15 protein-coding genes and 1 pseudogene are annotated in these 16,428 nt (G+C 68.1%); 12 read left to right on the top strand and 4 right to left on the bottom strand.

All coding sequences use genetic code 11. The annotated features are described in order from the left end of the window. The first annotated feature begins 619 nt into the window (after positions 1 to 619). Positions 620 to 1,744 carry a glycoside hydrolase family 5 protein gene (locus tag QF032_RS01105; RefSeq protein ID WP_307039158.1) on the top strand — a complete coding sequence of 375 codons (1,125 nt, stop codon included), beginning with the start codon at positions 620 to 622 and terminating at the stop codon, positions 1,742 to 1,744. Between the two features lie 228 nt (positions 1,745 to 1,972). On the opposite strand, the gene QF032_RS01100 is transcribed toward QF032_RS01105, so the two are convergent. After that, positions 1,973 to 2,500, bottom strand: coding sequence for a hypothetical protein (locus QF032_RS01100; protein ID WP_307039156.1), 528 nt, complete (start codon positions 2,498 to 2,500; stop codon positions 1,973 to 1,975). Between the two features lie 477 nt (positions 2,501 to 2,977). On the opposite strand from QF032_RS01100, the gene QF032_RS01095 reads away from it, so the two are divergent. Further along, on the top strand, positions 2,978 to 3,628 hold the full coding sequence (locus QF032_RS01095; protein WP_307054445.1) for a DUF7691 family protein: 651 nt from the start codon (positions 2,978 to 2,980) through the stop codon (positions 3,626 to 3,628). 87 nt (positions 3,629 to 3,715) lie between these two features. Here QF032_RS01095 and QF032_RS01090 read toward each other — a convergent pair whose 3' ends face one another. The 3 genes from QF032_RS01090 to QF032_RS01080 are packed head-to-tail and all read right to left on the bottom strand — an operon-like array spanning position 3,716 to position 5,831. Further along, positions 3,716 to 3,925 (bottom strand): SDR family NAD(P)-dependent oxidoreductase, encoded by a 210-nt coding sequence (locus QF032_RS01090; RefSeq protein ID WP_307054442.1) that lies wholly within the window; start codon positions 3,923 to 3,925, stop codon positions 3,716 to 3,718. Then, complete coding sequence (locus QF032_RS01085; RefSeq protein WP_307039151.1) at positions 3,922 to 4,914, bottom strand: alpha/beta hydrolase family protein; 993 nt, start codon at positions 4,912 to 4,914, stop codon at positions 3,922 to 3,924. Before QF032_RS01085 ends, QF032_RS01090 begins: the two co-directional genes overlap by 4 nt. Then, entirely contained in the window at positions 4,911 to 5,831 is a 921-nt protein-coding gene (locus tag QF032_RS01080) for a zinc-binding dehydrogenase (protein WP_307054440.1), read from the bottom strand. The genes QF032_RS01085 and QF032_RS01080 overlap by 4 nt, the downstream gene beginning before the upstream one ends. An 89-nt stretch (positions 5,832 to 5,920) precedes the next feature. On the opposite strand from QF032_RS01080, the gene QF032_RS01075 reads away from it, so the two are divergent. The 10 genes and pseudogenes from QF032_RS01075 to QF032_RS01030 all read left to right on the top strand — a co-directional run bounded on the left by QF032_RS01075 (position 5,921) and on the right by QF032_RS01030 (position 16,199). After that, positions 5,921 to 6,865, top strand: a complete 945-nt coding sequence (locus QF032_RS01075) for a LysR family transcriptional regulator (RefSeq protein ID WP_307039148.1) — start codon at positions 5,921 to 5,923, stop codon at positions 6,863 to 6,865. 456 nt (positions 6,866 to 7,321) lie between these two features. Next, on the top strand, positions 7,322 to 8,068 hold the full coding sequence (locus QF032_RS01070; RefSeq protein WP_307039147.1) for a class I SAM-dependent methyltransferase: 747 nt from the start codon (positions 7,322 to 7,324) through the stop codon (positions 8,066 to 8,068). A 123-nt stretch (positions 8,069 to 8,191) separates the two neighbouring features. Further along, a pseudogene (locus QF032_RS01065) lies at positions 8,192 to 8,632 on the top strand (dihydrofolate reductase family protein); the annotation flags it as partial. A 231-nt stretch (positions 8,633 to 8,863) separates the two neighbouring features. Next, positions 8,864 to 9,847, top strand: coding sequence for a BtrH N-terminal domain-containing protein (locus tag QF032_RS01060; RefSeq protein ID WP_307054438.1), 984 nt, complete (start codon positions 8,864 to 8,866; stop codon positions 9,845 to 9,847). A gap of 113 nt (positions 9,848 to 9,960) precedes the next feature. Then, on the top strand, positions 9,961 to 10,491 hold the full coding sequence (locus tag QF032_RS01055) for a GNAT family N-acetyltransferase (RefSeq protein WP_307039143.1): 531 nt from the start codon (positions 9,961 to 9,963) through the stop codon (positions 10,489 to 10,491). Between the two features lie 241 nt (positions 10,492 to 10,732). Further along, a complete protein-coding gene (locus QF032_RS01050) occupies positions 10,733 to 11,290 on the top strand; it encodes a PadR family transcriptional regulator (RefSeq protein ID WP_307054436.1) in 558 nt (185 codons plus the stop codon). 70 nt (positions 11,291 to 11,360) lie between these two features. Next, positions 11,361 to 13,085 (top strand): acyl-CoA dehydrogenase family protein, encoded by a 1,725-nt coding sequence (locus tag QF032_RS01045; RefSeq protein ID WP_307054434.1) that lies wholly within the window; start codon positions 11,361 to 11,363, stop codon positions 13,083 to 13,085. A gap of 496 nt (positions 13,086 to 13,581) precedes the next feature. Continuing rightward, a complete protein-coding gene (locus tag QF032_RS01040) occupies positions 13,582 to 13,968 on the top strand; it encodes a nuclear transport factor 2 family protein (RefSeq protein WP_307054431.1) in 387 nt (128 codons plus the stop codon). Between the two features lie 183 nt (positions 13,969 to 14,151). Continuing rightward, positions 14,152 to 15,090, top strand: a complete 939-nt coding sequence (locus tag QF032_RS01035) for a helix-turn-helix domain-containing protein (RefSeq protein WP_307054429.1) — start codon at positions 14,152 to 14,154, stop codon at positions 15,088 to 15,090. 260 nt (positions 15,091 to 15,350) lie between these two features. Further along, positions 15,351 to 16,199, top strand: a complete 849-nt coding sequence (locus QF032_RS01030) for a class I SAM-dependent methyltransferase (protein ID WP_307039133.1) — start codon at positions 15,351 to 15,353, stop codon at positions 16,197 to 16,199. Positions 16,200 to 16,428 lie beyond the last annotated feature (229 nt).

Genomic DNA, 16,428 nt, shown 5'->3' with positions numbered 1-16,428 from the left:
TGGCCGACAACAGGATGAACCGGAGCAGGATTGAGGCCATGACATAGCCGCAGCGCTCACCTGCGCGCTGCGGCTCGGCGCCCTCGGTATCGCCGCGGCATCCACGTGGGCAGCGCCCCACGATGAACCTGCGCAGTGAAGGCGTCGAACTGCACGCCGCCGAGTGGACCCCGGGGGCTTGCCGCCGGACACAACAGGCATCCACGGTGTGCTTCCCAGCTGCGTCGGCCAGCGGGTGCCACGGCCTCGCTGATGGTCGCTTCCGAGACCTGGTCGCCCGCCCCGATCTCCACCTGGTCAGCGGAGGCGAGACTGTCGAGTAGCGCGCGCGTTCAGGGCTGTCGCGGGGAGATCCTGGGGACTCCCATTCCCGTTCATGCAGACAGACCCCACTGACGCGTGGAGCCCCGCGGGTATCGTGGCAGTTGTCTCAACGGAGTTGGTGGTCGCGAGATGGAACAATGGCCCCGCCGACGCCACCCGACCATGGCGCGTCTCTTGCGGGAGCCCGCGGCGACCACGGCGTCCGTTTTCCGCTGAGCAACCTCGCACCCCGATTTCCCCGGCGTGGGGCGCATACGGGATGCGCCCCACGCACCGCCCCCCGTCGGGAGACACGATGAGAGTTCGTCACTCCACTGCTGGAAGCCGCTGGGCAGCAGGCGTTCTCGCCACGCTGTTGAGCCTGATCGGAGCGCTGCTCGTGCCCGAGCCGGCGTCCGCGGCACAGGCTGCCCGCGGTACGTCCGTCACCGGGCATGCCGCCTCCGCCTCCGCCTCGGCGTTGCCCACCAGACTGCGTGGAGTCAACCGCTCCGGCACCGAGTTCATGTGCGTGCAGAACCGAGGCATTTTCGACGGCCCCGCTGACAGCGACTCGATCCAGGCGATCAAGAACTGGCAGGCCAACGTCGTCCGCGTGCCGCTCAACGAGGACTGCTGGCTCGGCATCAACGGCGTCAACTCCGCCTACAGCGGCACGGATTACCGTAACGCCATCTCCGATTACGTCTCCCGGCTCCGCCGGGCCGGCCTGTACGTCATCCTCGAACTGCACTGGAGCAGCGGTGTCCACATAGGCTTCGGCTCCAGTTGCTGGACGTATGCCTCGCAGTGCCAGAAACCCATGCCCAACAGCGACCACACCCCGGACTTCTGGAAGTCGGTGGCCAACACCTTCAAGGGCGACCAGGCCGTCGTCTTCGACCTGTTCAACGAACCCTTCCCGAACCTGGTGATGTTCGACCACAACGCCTCGTGGAAGTGCTGGCGCGATGGCGGTCCGGCCTGCATCGGCTTCCTCTACTCCGTGGCCGGCATGCAGACCCTCATCAACGCCGTGCGGTCCACCGGCGCGACCAACTCCATCATGGTTGGCGGCATCAACTACTCCAACGACCTGTCGGGGTGGCTGACGTACGCACCCTCGGACCCGGCAGGAAAGCTCGTGGTGTCCTGGCACTCGTACAACTTCAACAACTGCAACACCCAGAGCTGCTGGGACTCCCAGATCGCGCCCGTTGCCGCCCGCTACCCGCTGGTGGTCGGAGAGATCGGCCAGAACGACTGCGCCCACGGCTACATCGACACCCTCATGAACTGGCTGGACAGCCGGGATCTCGGCTACCTGGGCTGGACCTGGAACACGTGGGACTGCAAGTCCGGCCCGTCGCTCATCACCGACTACAACGGGACCCCGACCGCTTACGGACAGGGACTCAAGAACCGCCTGGCCTCCGGCTGACCGGAGTGCGGGCGGAGGGCTGCTCCGGCACACCGGAGCAGCCCCGCCCCTCCGCACGACCCGGTTCGTGCTCCGGCGGCACGATGGTGCCCCACTTCCACCGGCCTGAAGACGCCCTCCCAAAGTGCCACGCATACCGACCCGTTGATCGACCCCACGTCATGCCAAGGCTCACTGCCCTGGTAGGGCGGGGGAGGCAGTCGATTCCAGGCCGGAACCGCGGTGGGGTCAGTCGTGCCGGCAGGCTTCGCGCTTGAACTCCGTGAGGGAGACGGTGGTGGTGGATTCCTCGCCGTCGTCGGAGATGCTCTGGTAAAGGACTTTTCCCGGGGTGAGTCGGTCACGGTCGGTCAGTGTGAAGGTGACGTGCGTCGACGACCATGAGTCGTCCTCCGTCCAGCCGTAGAGGGCGTAGGTGGTCCTGACGGTCAGCGGAGCAAGGGGAGTGGTCGCGGTCCAGCCGACGGTAGGAGGCTCCAGAGGCCAAGTGGCGAGACCGGCCAGGAGAGGGCGGTCAGCGGTCCACGAACCGACCGTCGTCGTGTCGTCGGCATCGGCGTCATCCACGTAGAGCGTCGCGCCGTCGATCCGATGCCCGCAGACCATCAGGACGCCGAGCAGGCGACCGTCGTCGGTCACCGAGATACCGGCCACGGCATCGATGGGCACCGTGCACCCTGAAACGCCGGTCATGGCGACGCAGGCCGCAACGGCTATGAGAGTGCGTCGAGTTGCTCGCCGCCGCGTCGACTCCATGAGAACCCCCTGCCGAGGGGCAACTCAGTCCCCGTCCTCTGCATGCAATGCACGTACCCGACAGGCTCCCATGTGTTTTCCGGCGACGGGCACGATTTTCCGTCGTCGGCAGACGGGACTCTGCACAAAGGGGTGCTCACGATCCCTCGTACGTCGTGCCCACCGCCTGCCGAGTACCGTCCCCGTCAGTACCGGCTTGGTGGGCAGCGGCTCGGCTTGTGGTCGGTCACCGCGAGGACCGTCGAATCGGTCGGCTCGGCCACATGGTCCCGCGCGATCGGCACGACGAAGTCCCGCCGACGATTCAAGGCGGGATGGATCACCCTGTTCGCCTCACGGTGCGCGGTGAGGCCGTGCCCGGCGTGAGCGCGTACAGCGCGCCGGCGCCCACGGGGCCGCAGTGTGCGGGTGGCCCTGGTCGACGTCGCGTGGGGTAGGCATCAGCGGATGTCAGTGCCGTTTGGCACCATGGTGATCATGAGTCACAACATCGCGTACTCCACCGCAGACAAAGCCGACGTCCTCGCCTATCTGGGCAGCAACGGCGATCTGAGCGCAGACCGACGCCGCCGCCTCGACGCGATGCGCAAGGCCGCGCAGGCCACCCAGGACGACCTTGACCGTCAGGGCGTCGACTGGGGCATCTCCGTCCCCGACGCTCTCGATCACCTCATCGCCGGGCGCACCGACTCGGATGCGGAGTGTGCGGGCAACGCCTACAACTGCGCTGTGCAGCACGTCATCGACCACAACGCGTCCGACTCGATGCAGCTGGGCACCTATGCGAAGCCCGCGACCTTCTTCGGCCTGGTCGACGACGAGATGCGACGCCTCGGCGTCCCCGCCGACCTGCTGCCCCACGGCTATCTCTACGGCGGGTTGCCCGCCGGCTTCCCGTTCATACCGCACTCGATCGACGGCTACCCCGCCATCGGTCATCTGCCGCTCGCCCAGACCAAGCCCGCCGCCGAGGCCTACCGTGCCGTCCTGGACCGGATGGCCCCTGACTTGCGCTACGACGTGGAAGAGCTGATCGAAAAGCTCGAGACCGAGCACACCGAGTGGGAGTACGCAACGAAGAACATCAGCTGGTACACCCAGGACACCCTCTTCTTCAAGCTCACCTGATCGGTGTTCTCGAACGGCGGGAACGTGTCGGTGCCGGCGTTCATGAAGAGGCTGTCCAGCCGGCCGCGGCGGTCCGGCCGGTCTCCATCAGCGTGTCCACTGCGCCGAGGTAGGCGGCGTCGGCCACGATCCCCGAGGCACGGGACCGAGCTGGTGGACGGCGGAGTCCAGCCGTGCGCGGGTGCGGCCGGTGACGATGACGTGGGCGCCTTCGGCAACGAGGCGGTGTGCGGTCACGAGCCCGGCGCCGCTGGTGCCGCCGGTGATGAGGACGGTCTTCCCGGTAGAGCGGTTCATGCCGGTGTTCCCGTCAGGGTGTGCGCGATGTGGTCGCTGAGGTGGGGCAGCCAATCCGGCCGCGCGTTTCCGAGGAGGTGGTCGCCGTGGGGAACGGACAGGTACGTGCCATGCGGTGCCAGCCGGGCCAGGAACTCGCCGTTCGTCACGCCGGGGATGACGTCCTGGCCGCCGTCCACGACCAGCAGCGGGGCGGCGATGCGGGGCGCCAGGGCGGCGAGGTCCACGTGCTGTACGAACTCCTGCGCGGCACCGGCTCCTCCGGCACGTTGGGCCATGATGTCCCGTACCGGCTGGGGTAGCGCCTCCCATTCCAGGCGGAACGGACCGCTGACGGTGGCGACGGCTGCCACGCGCGGATCGAGCGCCGCGGCCCTGGCCGCGAAATAGCCGCCCAGACTCAGGCCGACGAGCCCGATGCGTGTGACGCCGAGGGCATCGATGGCCCGGCCCACGACCCGCTCGTAGTCCGGCACGAATGTCGTGCCGGCCGCGAGCACGCCCTGTCCGGGACCGTCCATCGCGAACACCGCCAGCCCTCGGTCCAGCAGTGCGGACACGAGATCGAGGAACTCCTCCTTGGCCGAGTCCAGGCCGGGGACGACGACCACGGTCCCCGGCGCGTCGGAGGGGCCGCGCAGCCAGCCGGTGAATCCCTCACCGCTCACCCGCCGCGCACCGGGCTCCAGGATCGTGAGGGCTCTGCTCAAGGCGTGATCGGACTCGACGGCAGCACGATGCGCTTCCGCGTACGGCGCCAGGGTGGCCAGGTGGAACCACCGGGCCGCCGCCAGCAGGTACTCGCCCGCTGAGCGGACTGATCCCGCGTCCTCTGCGCGCTGGAGGTACCTGTGTCCGGTGCGAAGGAAGGCCGGGCCCCAGTCGGCGACGGAGGTGAGGCCATCGGTGATGCGCTGGTACTCGTGAGGGTCCACGCCTGCGCCGGTGGCACGGGTCCGCTGGGCGGCGGCGAACTCGGTGGGGGTCATCGTGCTCCTCCAGTCAGCAGGACAGCTTTGCCGCGTATCCGGCGCTCTCGCAGGTCGACCAGGGTCTCGGCGGTCTGTGCCCAGTCGGCGATGCGACCGATCTCCGGGTGCAAGCGGTCCTGCTCCACCAAGCTCACCAGGGCCGAGAGATCGCAGCCGTACGGGGCGCCGGCGTAGTGGAAGTGCTGGATCGTCACGCGCTCGGGCCCGCCGAGGAGGTGGAAGAAGTCGAGGGTCACCGGGGTGCGGCTCGCCTGGCCGAACCAGATGAGCAGGCCGCCCGGGCGCACCTTCGACAGGGCGAGCGGCAGATCCGGCCCACCTGTTGACTCCAGCACGACATCGAACGGTCCCTCAGCCGTCGCGACCTCGTGCACCACCCGCGCGCCCAGCGCCGCGAGCCGCTCGCCGCGCACCGGTGTGGCCGTCACCGCGGTCACCACCGCTCCGGCCCCCACGGCCAGCTCGGTGACATAGTGGCCGACGCCACCTGAAGCGCCGGTCAGCAGCACCCGTCGGCCGGTCAGGGAACCGGCCGTGCGCAGCAGCCGCAGGGCGGTGATACCGGCCAGGGGAAGAGCCGCCGCCCGCGCGCTGTCGATGCTGTCCGGGAGCACCGCGAGCGAGTGCGTGGGCACGGCGGCGTACTCGGCCCAGCCGCCCTGCGCCGGGTGTCCGACGACGCGGGTACCGATGTCGGGGCCGGAGCCATCGGCTGCCGCCTGCACGACGAGCCCTGCGATGTCCTTGCCAGGCAGCGCCTCCGGCAGGGGGCGTTCGAGAAGGAATGTCTCGCCCCGGTTCGGGGCGAACGCCTCAACTTTGATCAGTGCCTGACCGGGCTCCGGCACGGGCTGGGAGACCTCGGCGAAGGCGACCGGGCGCGCCGCTTCTCCTGTGGGAATCAGTCTTTGCATGGAGAGGATGCAACCTCTGTGGCCGCCCTGCTATCCAACAACGAACAAGCAAAGCCGACAACTTTTGGTTGTCACCTATGGTGGGAGCCATGGATCTCGACGTGGCGCAGGTACGTGCCTTCGTGTGCACCGCCGAAGAGCTGCACTTCGGCCGGGCGGCCGGGACACTCGCGATCTCCCAGCAGGCGCTGTCCAAGAGGATCGCACGGCTGGAATCCCTGCTCGGCGCCGAGCTCTTCCAGCGCGGCGGCAACGGAGTACGCCTCACCGAGGCCGGACAGCGTTTCCTCCCGCCTGCCCGGCAGACCGTGGCTGCCGCCGATGCCGCGGTCGCGGCGGTGTCCGGGAAGGAACATCCGCTACGCGTAGACGTCTGGGGACACCTCTACGCGCCTATGCGGATGCTGGCCCAGGTTGCCGGACGAGCCGGTGAACTGGCCCTGGGGCACGGGCGCGACCTGCCGTCGGTGGCGACGGCACTGCTGCACGGCGACATCGACGCGGCCCTCGGCCGTGTCCACCCCCCGCTGCCCGCGGGGCTGGCGCACCGCCTCGTCCGCCTCGAACCGGTGGACGCCGTACTGAGCGAGGACCATCCGCTCGCAGCCGAACCAGCTCTGCAGCCAAACCAGTTGCGCGACAGCACGCTGTGGGCGCCCGGTGCGCTGGACCGGCTCGACTTCCTCCACCGGTTCGCCGACCGATTCGGCATCCAGAACACGGCCACGAGCGTCAATCTGGGGCTCGCCCACTTCCTGGCCGAGGTGGCGGGCGAGCCACGAAGCTTCTCGCTGGTGCCCGCTGATGTGCCACTGCCGGAGATCCCAGGACTGCGCTCCGTCCCCCTGTTCGATCCCACGCCGCTGTATGCCTGGTCGCTGGTGTGGTGCCCCGGAAACGAACACCCAAGGCTGAACGGGCTCGCCGCCGCCTGTGCTGAGGAAGCAGGGCGGAGCCGATGGCTGGAGTACGACCCGACCCGCGACTGGCTGCCTGAACCACCCACGAGTGATGCCGGTTTCGGACACGATTGATCTCGTCGGAAGCGGACAGTGCCGACTGGTACAGCACTCAGGTTCCGCGACCTTGCGTCAGCCCCGGCCGGGAACGGATCCGGCCACCGCGTGATCATCCGGGGTTGTGTGGGCTCCTGAAGATCGTGAGGTGGTAGCAGGCCGTACGGTAGACCCTGCCCCGTCTTCGACCCACCGGCCAAGGCTTTACCTGCCACTGCCGGCTTTGGGCGTGGGTGTGTTCTCGGTCCATCGCCTTCGGCGCGCTCCTCCTGCTCACCACAGCCCTCTGGTCCGCCTTCGGCACCCAGAAACCAGCAGAACCTCGGTTCCGACCCCGCTGCACCCCACTCCCGCCCCGTAAGGACCCACGCCCTCGCCACACCGAGCACGGAGCCTCCGAGTTTCAGAGGCTGGGGCTGCGCAGAGCGGAGAAATCGTTGGACACCGCACAGGGCAGCGGGGAGCTTTGACGGAATGGACCAGGAGATGATTTGGGACGCCGACATCGCCCAGCGCTATGACACGCCCGGCACCGGAATGTTCGCACCTGGGGTCGTGGAGCCGGCTGTGGACCGCCTCGCTGAACTGGCCGGCGACGGAGCAGCACTGGAGTTCGCCGTCGGAACCGGTCGGGTAGCGGTTCCCCTCGCTCGGCGAGGAGTCCGCGTCACCGGCATCGAACTGTCACGGCCGATGGTGGAGCAGTTGCGATCCAAGGCTGACGAAGCCGCCATTCCCGTGATCGTGGGTGACATGGCGACCACCCTGGCTCCCGGCAGATACACCCTGGTCTACCTCGTCTACAACACGCTCTCCAACCTGCTCACCCAGGCGGAGCAGGTCGGCTGTTTCCGCAACGCTGCCCGTCACCTCCTGCCCGGTGGGCGGTTCGTGATCGAGCTCGGGGTGCCCGACTTGCGCAGGCTGCCACCAGGACAGGCAGCCGTCGCCTGGCAGTCCGTGCCCGGTTACGTCAACGTGGGCACCTACGACGTCCTGCGTCAGCAGGTCGTATCGCACCACTTCTCGTTCGACGACACCGGGCAGGCTCGGCTGTTCCGCAGTCCGCATCGCTACGTCTGGCCGGCCGAACTCGATCTCATGGCGCAGTTGGCCGGATTCGAACTGGAGAGCAGGCATGCGGACTGGGCCGGTGCCGAATTCACGGCCGAGTCGCGTTCACACGTCTCCGTCTACCGGCTCCCGCTCAGCACCCAGTGACTTCCGCGCCGTAGCCGCACTCGCCCGACACCGGCACGTTCCTCAGCGGCCGTAACCGGCGCCTGGTCCGGGCACCTTCCTGATTCCCGGGGACGGGCCGGCCGGCGAAGCCGCCGGGAGGGAACGGGGCGGGAGCAGCAGGAAGCCACCGCGGTATTGATGGGCCGGGCCGGCTACGAGGCGTTCAGCCCGGTGTGGCCGAACATGGAGGATTTCGCCGACTACAAGGTGATGCCGAAGTACGTCGTCTCCAGCACCCTCACCGAGGACGACCTCGTGTCGAACTGGGGCGAGACCACGATTCTGCGCTCGCTCGACGAGGTTGCCGCCTTGAAGGAGACCGAGGGTGGCCCGATCATCCTCCACGGCAGCGCCGCCCTGCACCGTAGCCTTTCGGACGCCGGCCTGATCGACCGTTACCACCTGCTCGTCTTCCCGCTCCCGCTCGGCGCGGGCAAGCGTCTGTTCAGCTCCTCGGACACGGACACCCAGAAGCTGAAGCTGGTCGAGCACGAGGTCTACGCCAACGGCCTGCAGAAGAACGTCTTCGACGTGATCCGCTGACAGGACTCCCGTGCCGGCCGTCGCGTCGCACCCTGGGACCGGCCGGAACCAAGGCGGGAAACGCGCCGATCACTCCCGGCATACCGAGCCCACCCACACATGAGTGACGGAACACGCCCGTCCATCACTCGATTTCTGCTGCACTGGCTGCTGGCCCGGGCCGCGCGAGCGGGCCCGGGCCCTGGCACGTCGTCTGTTGTTGTCATCAGGTGAGGCAGGAGTATCAAGGTCATGGCCATGGTGGAAGGGATCGACAGCCGCGGAATGCGGCACTGCGAGACGACGGCGCTCGGCGTACTGCTGCGGCATGAAGGACTCGACGTGTCCGAGCCCATGCTGTTCGGGCTCGGCTCCGGACTGTCCTTTGTCTACTGGGACGCCAAAGGCATGGACTTTCCCTTCCTGGGCGGCCGGGTCAAGCCGTTCGAGCTCACCAGGAACCTGGCCGCCCTGCTCGGCCTCGAGTTACTCGTCGAAGAGACCACCTCACCTCGCAAGGCCTGGCAGAACGTAACGCGCCCCATCGACGCCGGTCGGCCTGTGGGTCTCCAACTCGACAGCTACCACCTGGACTACTTCACCACCAAGGTGCATTTCGGCGGGCACTTCGTGGCCATCTACGGCTACGACGAACAGCACGCCTACCTGGTGGACACCGAGTCGCAGGGCGGGACCGTTTCGACCAGTCTCGCGGGCCTGGCCAGGGCCCGAGCCGAGCGCGGTCCCATGACCGCCAGACACCGTTCGTTCACCATCGCCGTGCCCGCCGGCCTGACGTCGCTGAAGGACCGGATCACCCCCGCGATCAAGGCCTGCGCCGAGGCCTTTCTGAATCCGCCCATCGCGAACCTGGGGCATCGGGGCATCGAGAAGGCCGCGAAACAGGTGCCGAAGTGGCTGCAGCGCAGCGAGAATCCGCGGGAGGACCTGCCAAGGGTCGCCCTCCTGTCGGAGAAGGCCGGCACCGGGGGCGCCCTCTTCCGCACCCTCTACCGGGACTTCCTCGCCGAGTGCACCCAACTGAGCGAGAACGGTCACCTGCGCACCGGCCACCGCCTGTACGCCGAGGCCGCTGCCCTGTGGACACAGGTCGCGGCGCTCATCGCGACGGCAGGCGAATCCGGCGACGCGGAACACCTCGTACAGGCCGGCTCGGTCCTTCATGAACTCGCGCGCATCGAGCACGATGCGATGCGGGCACTCAGCATGCTCTAGCAGGGCCGCGAGCCGTCCAGCGTGGGCCGCGTGGCCTGAGTCGGATGCGACCGGTCCCGGTGGCGATGACTGACGCCGGTCCTGCGCTCCGCTCGGGTGTTACGGTCGCGCGTATGCCTGAATTGACCACCCCCACAGTCCGGCTACGGAACTCATGGCTCGCGGCGCGTGAGGAGTGGCCTGTAGGCGCCCACCAGGACGGAACGGGGCTGCGCCTGGCGGGCGAAACCGACCTCACCGACCCCGGTGCGTTCTCGGTGTGGGTGGAGCGACTGAAGCGCCAGGCGGATACGTCAGTTGCCGTGGGGGAGGGGCGAGTTCACGCCACCCACTGGTGGATCGTCGAGGGCGGTACCTATCTGGGCGCCGTCGACGTACGGCACTACCTGAACGCTCTTCTGCTCGATCTCGGCGGACACATCGGCTACAGCATTCGGCCCTCCGCCCGCGGACGGGGCTTGGCCACGTGGGCCCTCGGAGCCGTTCTGCCGGAGGCCCGCGCGCTCGGCTTGGACAGGGTCCTCGTCACATGCGACGAGGACAACCCCGCATCGGCCCGCACCATCGAGCGCAACGGTGGGGTCCTGGAGGACGTCCGCTCCACAGCCGCCGGCGTCAAGCGGCGCTACTGGATCACCCTGTAGCCCGTGCCGCGGACGTGCTGCGAGCAGCCGGGCGCCGCGCGGTCCCGGGACGTCCGCGCTCCGATTCGCAGCGAGAACCCGCGCTGATCGATCTCACAGAGGAGAGCGGCCGTGCCGAGCCGGGCGAGGAAGGTCGTGCGAGGCCCGGCGGTTCCTGTGACCTGCATGACGTGTTCAGGGTGAGCTGATTCTCATCGCGGCAGCGTTGCTATGCAACGAGGTGCATAGGAGCATCGTGCGCATGGCGCTCGAGCACGCGATCCTCGTTTCCCTGCTGGAGAAGCCGGGCTCCGGTTATGAGCTGGCCCGGCGGTTCGAGCGGTCCATCGGGTACTTCTGGACGGCCACACACCAGCAGATCTACCGGGTGCTCAAGCGCATGGGCAGCGACGGCTGGATCGACGTCCGGGATGTCCCGCAACAGGGGCGTCCGGACAAGAAGGAGTACTCCGTCGCCGGTCCGGGGAGGGACGCGCTCCGCGCCTGGCTCCAGGAACGCACCGAACCGGAGAGCGTGCGGCACGACCTGGCGGTGAAGGTCCGTGGCGCCGCCTTCGGTGACCCGGCCGCCCTCATCGGCGAGGTCGAGCGTCACCGGAAGGCGCACGAGGACCGTCTCGCCCGTTATCTCGCGGGCCGGGCACGCGACTTCCCACTGCCGTCGGCGGACGGAGCGCCCGACGCCGAACACGAGCTCCAGCACGTCGTGTTGCGGGGCGGCATCGCGTACGAGCGCATGATGATCGCCTGGCTCGACGACGTCCTCGTCACCCTCGCCGGGTTCGCCGCCGGTCGCTGACCGGCCGCACGGGCTTCCCGCCCTCTGCCCGCAGTCCACCCTCACTCTTCCCAGCCGAAAGGCGGCATCCATGGCCGACGCGCTGCTGTTCAACCCGCGCACCTACGACCCCGCGCACTTCGACCCGGAGACGCGCCGCTTGCTGCGCGCCACCGTCGACTGGTTCGAGGAGCGCGGTAAGCGCCGCTTGATCGAGGACTACCGCAACCGCGCCTGGCTCGGTGACTTCCTCGCCTTCGCTGCCAAGGAGGGGCTCTTCGCGACCTTCCTCACGCCTTCCTGCGCCGCTGCGGAGGGGGAGGGCGACAAGCGCTGGGACACCGCCCGCATCGCCGCCCTGAACGAGATCCTGGGCTTCTACGGCCTGGACTACTGGTACGCCTGGCAGGTCACCGTTCTCGGCCTCGGGCCGGTCTGGCAGAGCGACAACGGCGCCGCCCGGGCCCGCGCCGCGGAACTGCTGTCGCAGGGCGAGGTGTTCGCCTTCGGTCTGTCCGAGAAGTCTCATGGCGCCGACATCTACTCCACCGACATGCTCCTGGAGCCCGACGGCGCGGGCGGATTCCGGGCCACCGGATCCAAGTACTACATCGGCAACGGCAACGCCGCCGGACTCGTCTCCGTATTCGGCCGCCGAACCGACGTCGAGGGCCCCGACGGCTATGTGTTCTTCGCCGTCGACAGCCGCCATCCGGCATATCACCTGGTCAAGAACGTCGTCGACTCCTCGAAGTTCGTCAGCGAGTTCCGTCTCGAGGACTACCCCGTGGCCGAGGCGGACGTTCTGCACACCGGCCGTGCCGCCTTCGACGCCGCCCTCAACACCGTCAACGTGGGCAAGTTCAATCTGTGCACCGCTTCGATCGGCATCTGCGAGCACGCGATGTACGAGGCGGTCACTCACGCCCAGAACCGCATCCTGTACGGCCGTCCCGTCACCGCTTTCCCCCACGTGCGGCGCGAGTTGACCGACGCCTACGTCCGGCTCGTCGGGATGAAGCTGTTCAGTGACCGCGCTGTCGACTACTTCCGCACCGCCGGCCCCGACGACCGCCGCTACCTCCTCTTCAATCCGATGACGAAGATGAAGGTGACCACCGAGGGCGAGAAGGTCATCGACCTGATGTGGGACGTCATTGCCGCCAAGGGCTTCGAGAAGGACAACTACTTCGCTCAGGCCGCCGTCGAGATCCGTGGCCTGCCGAAGCTGGAGGGCACCGTCCACGTCAACCTGGCGCTGATCTTGAAGTTCATGCGCAACCACCTCCTCGACCCGGTTGCCTACCCGCCCGTAGCCACCCGCCTCGACGCGGCTGACGACGACTTCCTCTTCCGCCAGGGCCCGGCCCGCGGCCTCGGCTCGGTGCGCTTCCATGACTGGCGGCCGGCCTTCGACGCGTACGGCCACCTCTCCAACGTGAGCCGGTTCCGCGAACAGGCCGACGCTCTCTGCGAGTTCGTACGCACGGCCGCTCCTGACGATGAGCAGAGCCGGGACCTCGACCTACTTCTCGCCGTCGGGCAGCTGTTCGCGCTCGTCGTCCACGGTCAGCTGGTCCTGGAGCAGGCAGCCCTGAAGGGCCTCGACGAGGACGTGCTCGACGAGCTGTTCGCCGTCCTCGTACGCGACTTCTCCGCGCACGCGGTGGAGTTGCACGGCAAGGACTCCGCGACCGAGGGGCAGCAGCTCTGGGCGCTCGGTGCCGTCAGGCGCCCGGTGGTCGACGCGACGCGTTCCGCACGCGTCTGGCAGCGCGTCGAGGCGCTGTCGGGCACGTACGAGATGATGCCTTGAGACCGGGGGTTTCTGGGCACGTCTCGGCGTGAGTGCTCTGATCTCGGCGTTCGGCGTTCGGCGTCGTTGCCGGTGCGATGCTGCTCGTTCTCGCCGTTCGCGACTGCCGTTCCGGGGTGTCATCCCTCTTGCTTGTCGCTGGAGTTGTGATCTTCCTCAGCGCTTCGTGCACATTCGTACGGGACGTACTGCGGCGCCGCACTGAGCCGACCGGCTGACAATCAGCACCGTTCCAGCCTGCCACGCCGGTCGTGGTCGTTTGTGCCGCTGGCTGACGGCCCGGCGGATTCGAACTCGGCCGGGCCGTCGTCTCCCACCGTCGGGATTCGATCGACACGGGTGATATGCGCTGGGTCACCGTCCCATGATCAGCGTGCGGTACTCACGAGATCGACGGTGGTCGCACCCGTCCCTGCGCCGACCGGCGCCAAGATGATTCGCTGGGGGGGGGTAACTCGGTTGCGGTGAACTCGGCTTCCTGGGCGAAGATGCCTGCATGAGCCAAGAATCAGATGCGGTGCATGAGGCGATCGCAGGCGAGCTGCGCCTCATGGACCCCAGTGTTCGCAGTTCACGCTCGCTTGTCCGACAGCTACTGGATCCGAACTTCACAGAGGTCGGCGCTTCGGGGCGACGGTGGACGTATGACGAGATGCTTGCCGCGATGCCCGAGATGGACGGTGCCGCAGTAAGCGGTCCGCGCTACGAGCCTTCAAAGTTCACCGGTGTCCTGCTGGCCCCCGGACTGGTGCACCTCACCTACGAGACCACGCTGGAGGGAAACCGGGCACGGCGCAGTTCGCTCTGGCGCAAGCAGGGTGCGAACGCAGCCTGGCAGATGTACTACCACCAGGCCACGCCCATCCCACCCGACAGCGTGTAGCTTCGAGTCTCGGAAAGCGATTGTCCGTTGTCCTATGCAGGGAAATAGCGGAGTGTCTGATGACGGATGGTCCGTGACGGATCTTTCAGCCGGTTGCTCCCTCACCTCCAGTGCGTCCGCAGGCGGGGCCGGCTGGGGCATAGTCTTGAGTCTCCAGTCACTGGAGACAGCAGAGTGGGGGACATGGACGTTACGACCCTCTGCTCGATCGGGGAGCTTTCCCGGCGGACCGGCTTGTCCGTGAGGACCATCCGGTTCTACTCCGATTCGGGGGTGGTAGCGCCGACCACCCGTAGTCCCGCCGGTTATCGGCTCTACGACCTCGACGCACTGCTTCGTCTGGAACTTCTGCGCACATTGCGCGAACTGGGCATGGACTTGGCCACGATTCGACGGGTACTGGACCGCGAGCTCTCGGTGGCGGAAGTCGCCGCGGCGCACGCCGACGCCATGGACGTCCAGATCCGGGTGCTGCAACTGCGTCGGAGTGTTCTGCGAGTCGTGGCCGGACGCGGGTCCGATCCCGAGGAGATCAAGCTCATGCACAGGCTCACGCAGTTGTCCGGCGAGGAACGCCGACGTCTGATCGACGATTTCATGGACGACACCTTCGGCACAATGGATGCCGACCCGGCTGCCGTGGCCATGGTTCGCGCTGCTACTCCCGACCTTCCCGATGATCCGTCCAGCGAGCAGATCGCCGCGTGGGTGGAGCTCGCCGGGCTGGTCGGCGACGAAGACTTCCGGGCCCGGATGCGCCGGATGGCCATGTGGCAGGCCGCCGGGCACCCGCTCGACATCGAGAGCGAAGCGGGCGAGGAACTGATGAAGTGCACCCGTCAGAAGGTGGCCGAGGTCATGGAGTCGGGCATCGACCCGCTCAGCAACAGGGCCGCACCTGTCATCGACGACCTTGTGCACCGCTTCGCCGAGGTGTTCGCGCGTACCCCTGACACGGAATTCCGGGACTGGATGGCCCAGCGGTTCGAAGAGGCACACGATCCCAGGGTGGACCGGTACTGGCGGCTGGTGTGGATCGTCAACGGTTGGCAGGTAGTACCGAACCTCATCCCGGTGTACCCCTGGCTCATACAGGCCCTGCGAAATGAACACGCCGCATAGTTATCGCAGCGGAGGCCGCCCTCGATCCCTGAACGAGTCCACAGGGTGGCCTGCGCACATGGCGCGGGGGCGTCCGATCTCGGTGTGTGAGGACAGGCATGGACACCCGCGCCCACGGCACTGTACGGGTCGCACCGACCGCCGCTGCATCAACCGCGGCGGAGACCGGCACGCCAACAGCACCGTGGCTGGCTGGCCGGCCGCGCATGAATCTCCCTCCCCCACCAGGCCCTTTGGAATCGATCTTCTAGGGTGGCGCGGTGACTGATGAGCAGGAGTGGGTACAGCCGTCGGGAGTGTGGGCCACGGCGGTGGGAGTGGCCAGGGTGCGGGCGTTGGAGAGCGAGCGGGAGAACGCGCTGTTCCGCGACCCACTGGCGCAGGCCTTCGCCACCGCAGGCGGCCTGTGGCCCTCTTCGCCGCCGGCGGATGACGAGGCCGCGCGTCGCCGCCGGCTTGCCGTCTCGTTCTCCATCGTCATCAGGACGAAGTTCCTCGACGACCTGCTGCAGCAGGCGTCCGCGTCCGGTGTACGGCAGGTCGTGTCGCTCGGCGCCGGCATGGACAGCCGGGCCTTCCGGATGGACTGGCCCGGGGGTACCCGGCTGTTCGAGGTCGACACTGCCGAGCCACTGGATTTCAAGGCGTCGGTGCTGCGCCAGGAGCGGGCCGTCGCCCGCTGCGAGCGGATCACCGTCGCGGTGGATCTGCGTGAGGACTGGCCAGGCGCGCTGGCCGCCGCAGGGCACGACCCGGCGGCGCCGACCGTGTGGATCGCCGAAGGGCTGCTGATCTATCTGCCGGAGGACGCGGTGGAACTGCTGCTGGCCCGGATCAGCGCGCAGTCGGCGGCAGGCAGTCGGATGGGGCTGACGTGGGGCTCGCGCGGGGTGATCGAGCGCTTCGGCGCGGACGCCGTTCCGGGATCGGCGGCGTCCATGTGGGTCTCGGAGATGCCGGACGACCCGGTGGGCCGGCTGGCCGGGCATGGCTGGGAGGCCGACTGCCACACTCTGCGCGAGCGCGCTGCCGCCTACGGCCGCCCGATCGACACCCCGCCGCGGCGCGAGGAACGGCCCGGCGGACTGATCTCGGCGGTCCGCCGGTAAGGCGCCTGACCATGGAGTGAAGCCTGCCTTTCCGCAGCGCGCCGGAGGCATCAGCGCGCTCATGGACGTTCGCTGCCTGATGGGGTGTGGGGTGGTTCTGGGGACGGGGATATGGGGGAGTGGCCGGGGGTGCCCCATGTGATGTGCGCGGCCACGCCGACCGCGATCGGTTCACCGCCGGCCTCGACCTGCTCCTGGACGGCCGTCCACACGACCGCCCGTGCCGGGG

Source organism: Streptomyces achromogenes (assembly GCF_030816715.1).
Lineage (GTDB): Bacteria > Actinomycetota > Actinomycetes > Streptomycetales > Streptomycetaceae > Streptomyces > Streptomyces achromogenes_A.
Note: the sequence above shows the minus strand (reverse complement) of the source record. Positions and strands in the feature narration are given on the sequence as shown.

Bases quoted from the DNA above. Each gene is read 5' to 3' on its own strand.
- QF032_RS01105 (WP_307039158.1), top strand. From the start codon at position 620: ATGAGAGTTCGTCACTCCACTGCTGGAAGCCGCTGGGCAGCAGGCGTT.
- QF032_RS01100 (WP_307039156.1), bottom strand. From the start codon at position 2,500: ATGGAGTCGACGCGGCGGCGAGCAACTCGACGCACTCTCATAGCCGTT.
- QF032_RS01095 (WP_307054445.1), top strand. From the start codon at position 2,978: ATGAGTCACAACATCGCGTACTCCACCGCAGACAAAGCCGACGTCCTC.
- QF032_RS01090 (WP_307054442.1), bottom strand. From the start codon at position 3,925: ATGAACCGCTCTACCGGGAAGACCGTCCTCATCACCGGCGGCACCAGC.
- QF032_RS01085 (WP_307039151.1), bottom strand. From the start codon at position 4,914: ATGACCCCCACCGAGTTCGCCGCCGCCCAGCGGACCCGTGCCACCGGC.
- QF032_RS01080 (WP_307054440.1), bottom strand. From the start codon at position 5,831: ATGCAAAGACTGATTCCCACAGGAGAAGCGGCGCGCCCGGTCGCCTTC.
- QF032_RS01075 (WP_307039148.1), top strand. From the start codon at position 5,921: ATGGATCTCGACGTGGCGCAGGTACGTGCCTTCGTGTGCACCGCCGAA.
- QF032_RS01070 (WP_307039147.1), top strand. From the start codon at position 7,322: ATGGACCAGGAGATGATTTGGGACGCCGACATCGCCCAGCGCTATGAC.
- QF032_RS01060 (WP_307054438.1), top strand. From the start codon at position 8,864: ATGGCCATGGTGGAAGGGATCGACAGCCGCGGAATGCGGCACTGCGAG.
- QF032_RS01055 (WP_307039143.1), top strand. From the start codon at position 9,961: ATGCCTGAATTGACCACCCCCACAGTCCGGCTACGGAACTCATGGCTC.
- QF032_RS01050 (WP_307054436.1), top strand. From the start codon at position 10,733: ATGGCGCTCGAGCACGCGATCCTCGTTTCCCTGCTGGAGAAGCCGGGC.
- QF032_RS01045 (WP_307054434.1), top strand. From the start codon at position 11,361: ATGGCCGACGCGCTGCTGTTCAACCCGCGCACCTACGACCCCGCGCAC.
- QF032_RS01040 (WP_307054431.1), top strand. From the start codon at position 13,582: ATGAGCCAAGAATCAGATGCGGTGCATGAGGCGATCGCAGGCGAGCTG.
- QF032_RS01035 (WP_307054429.1), top strand. From the start codon at position 14,152: ATGGACGTTACGACCCTCTGCTCGATCGGGGAGCTTTCCCGGCGGACC.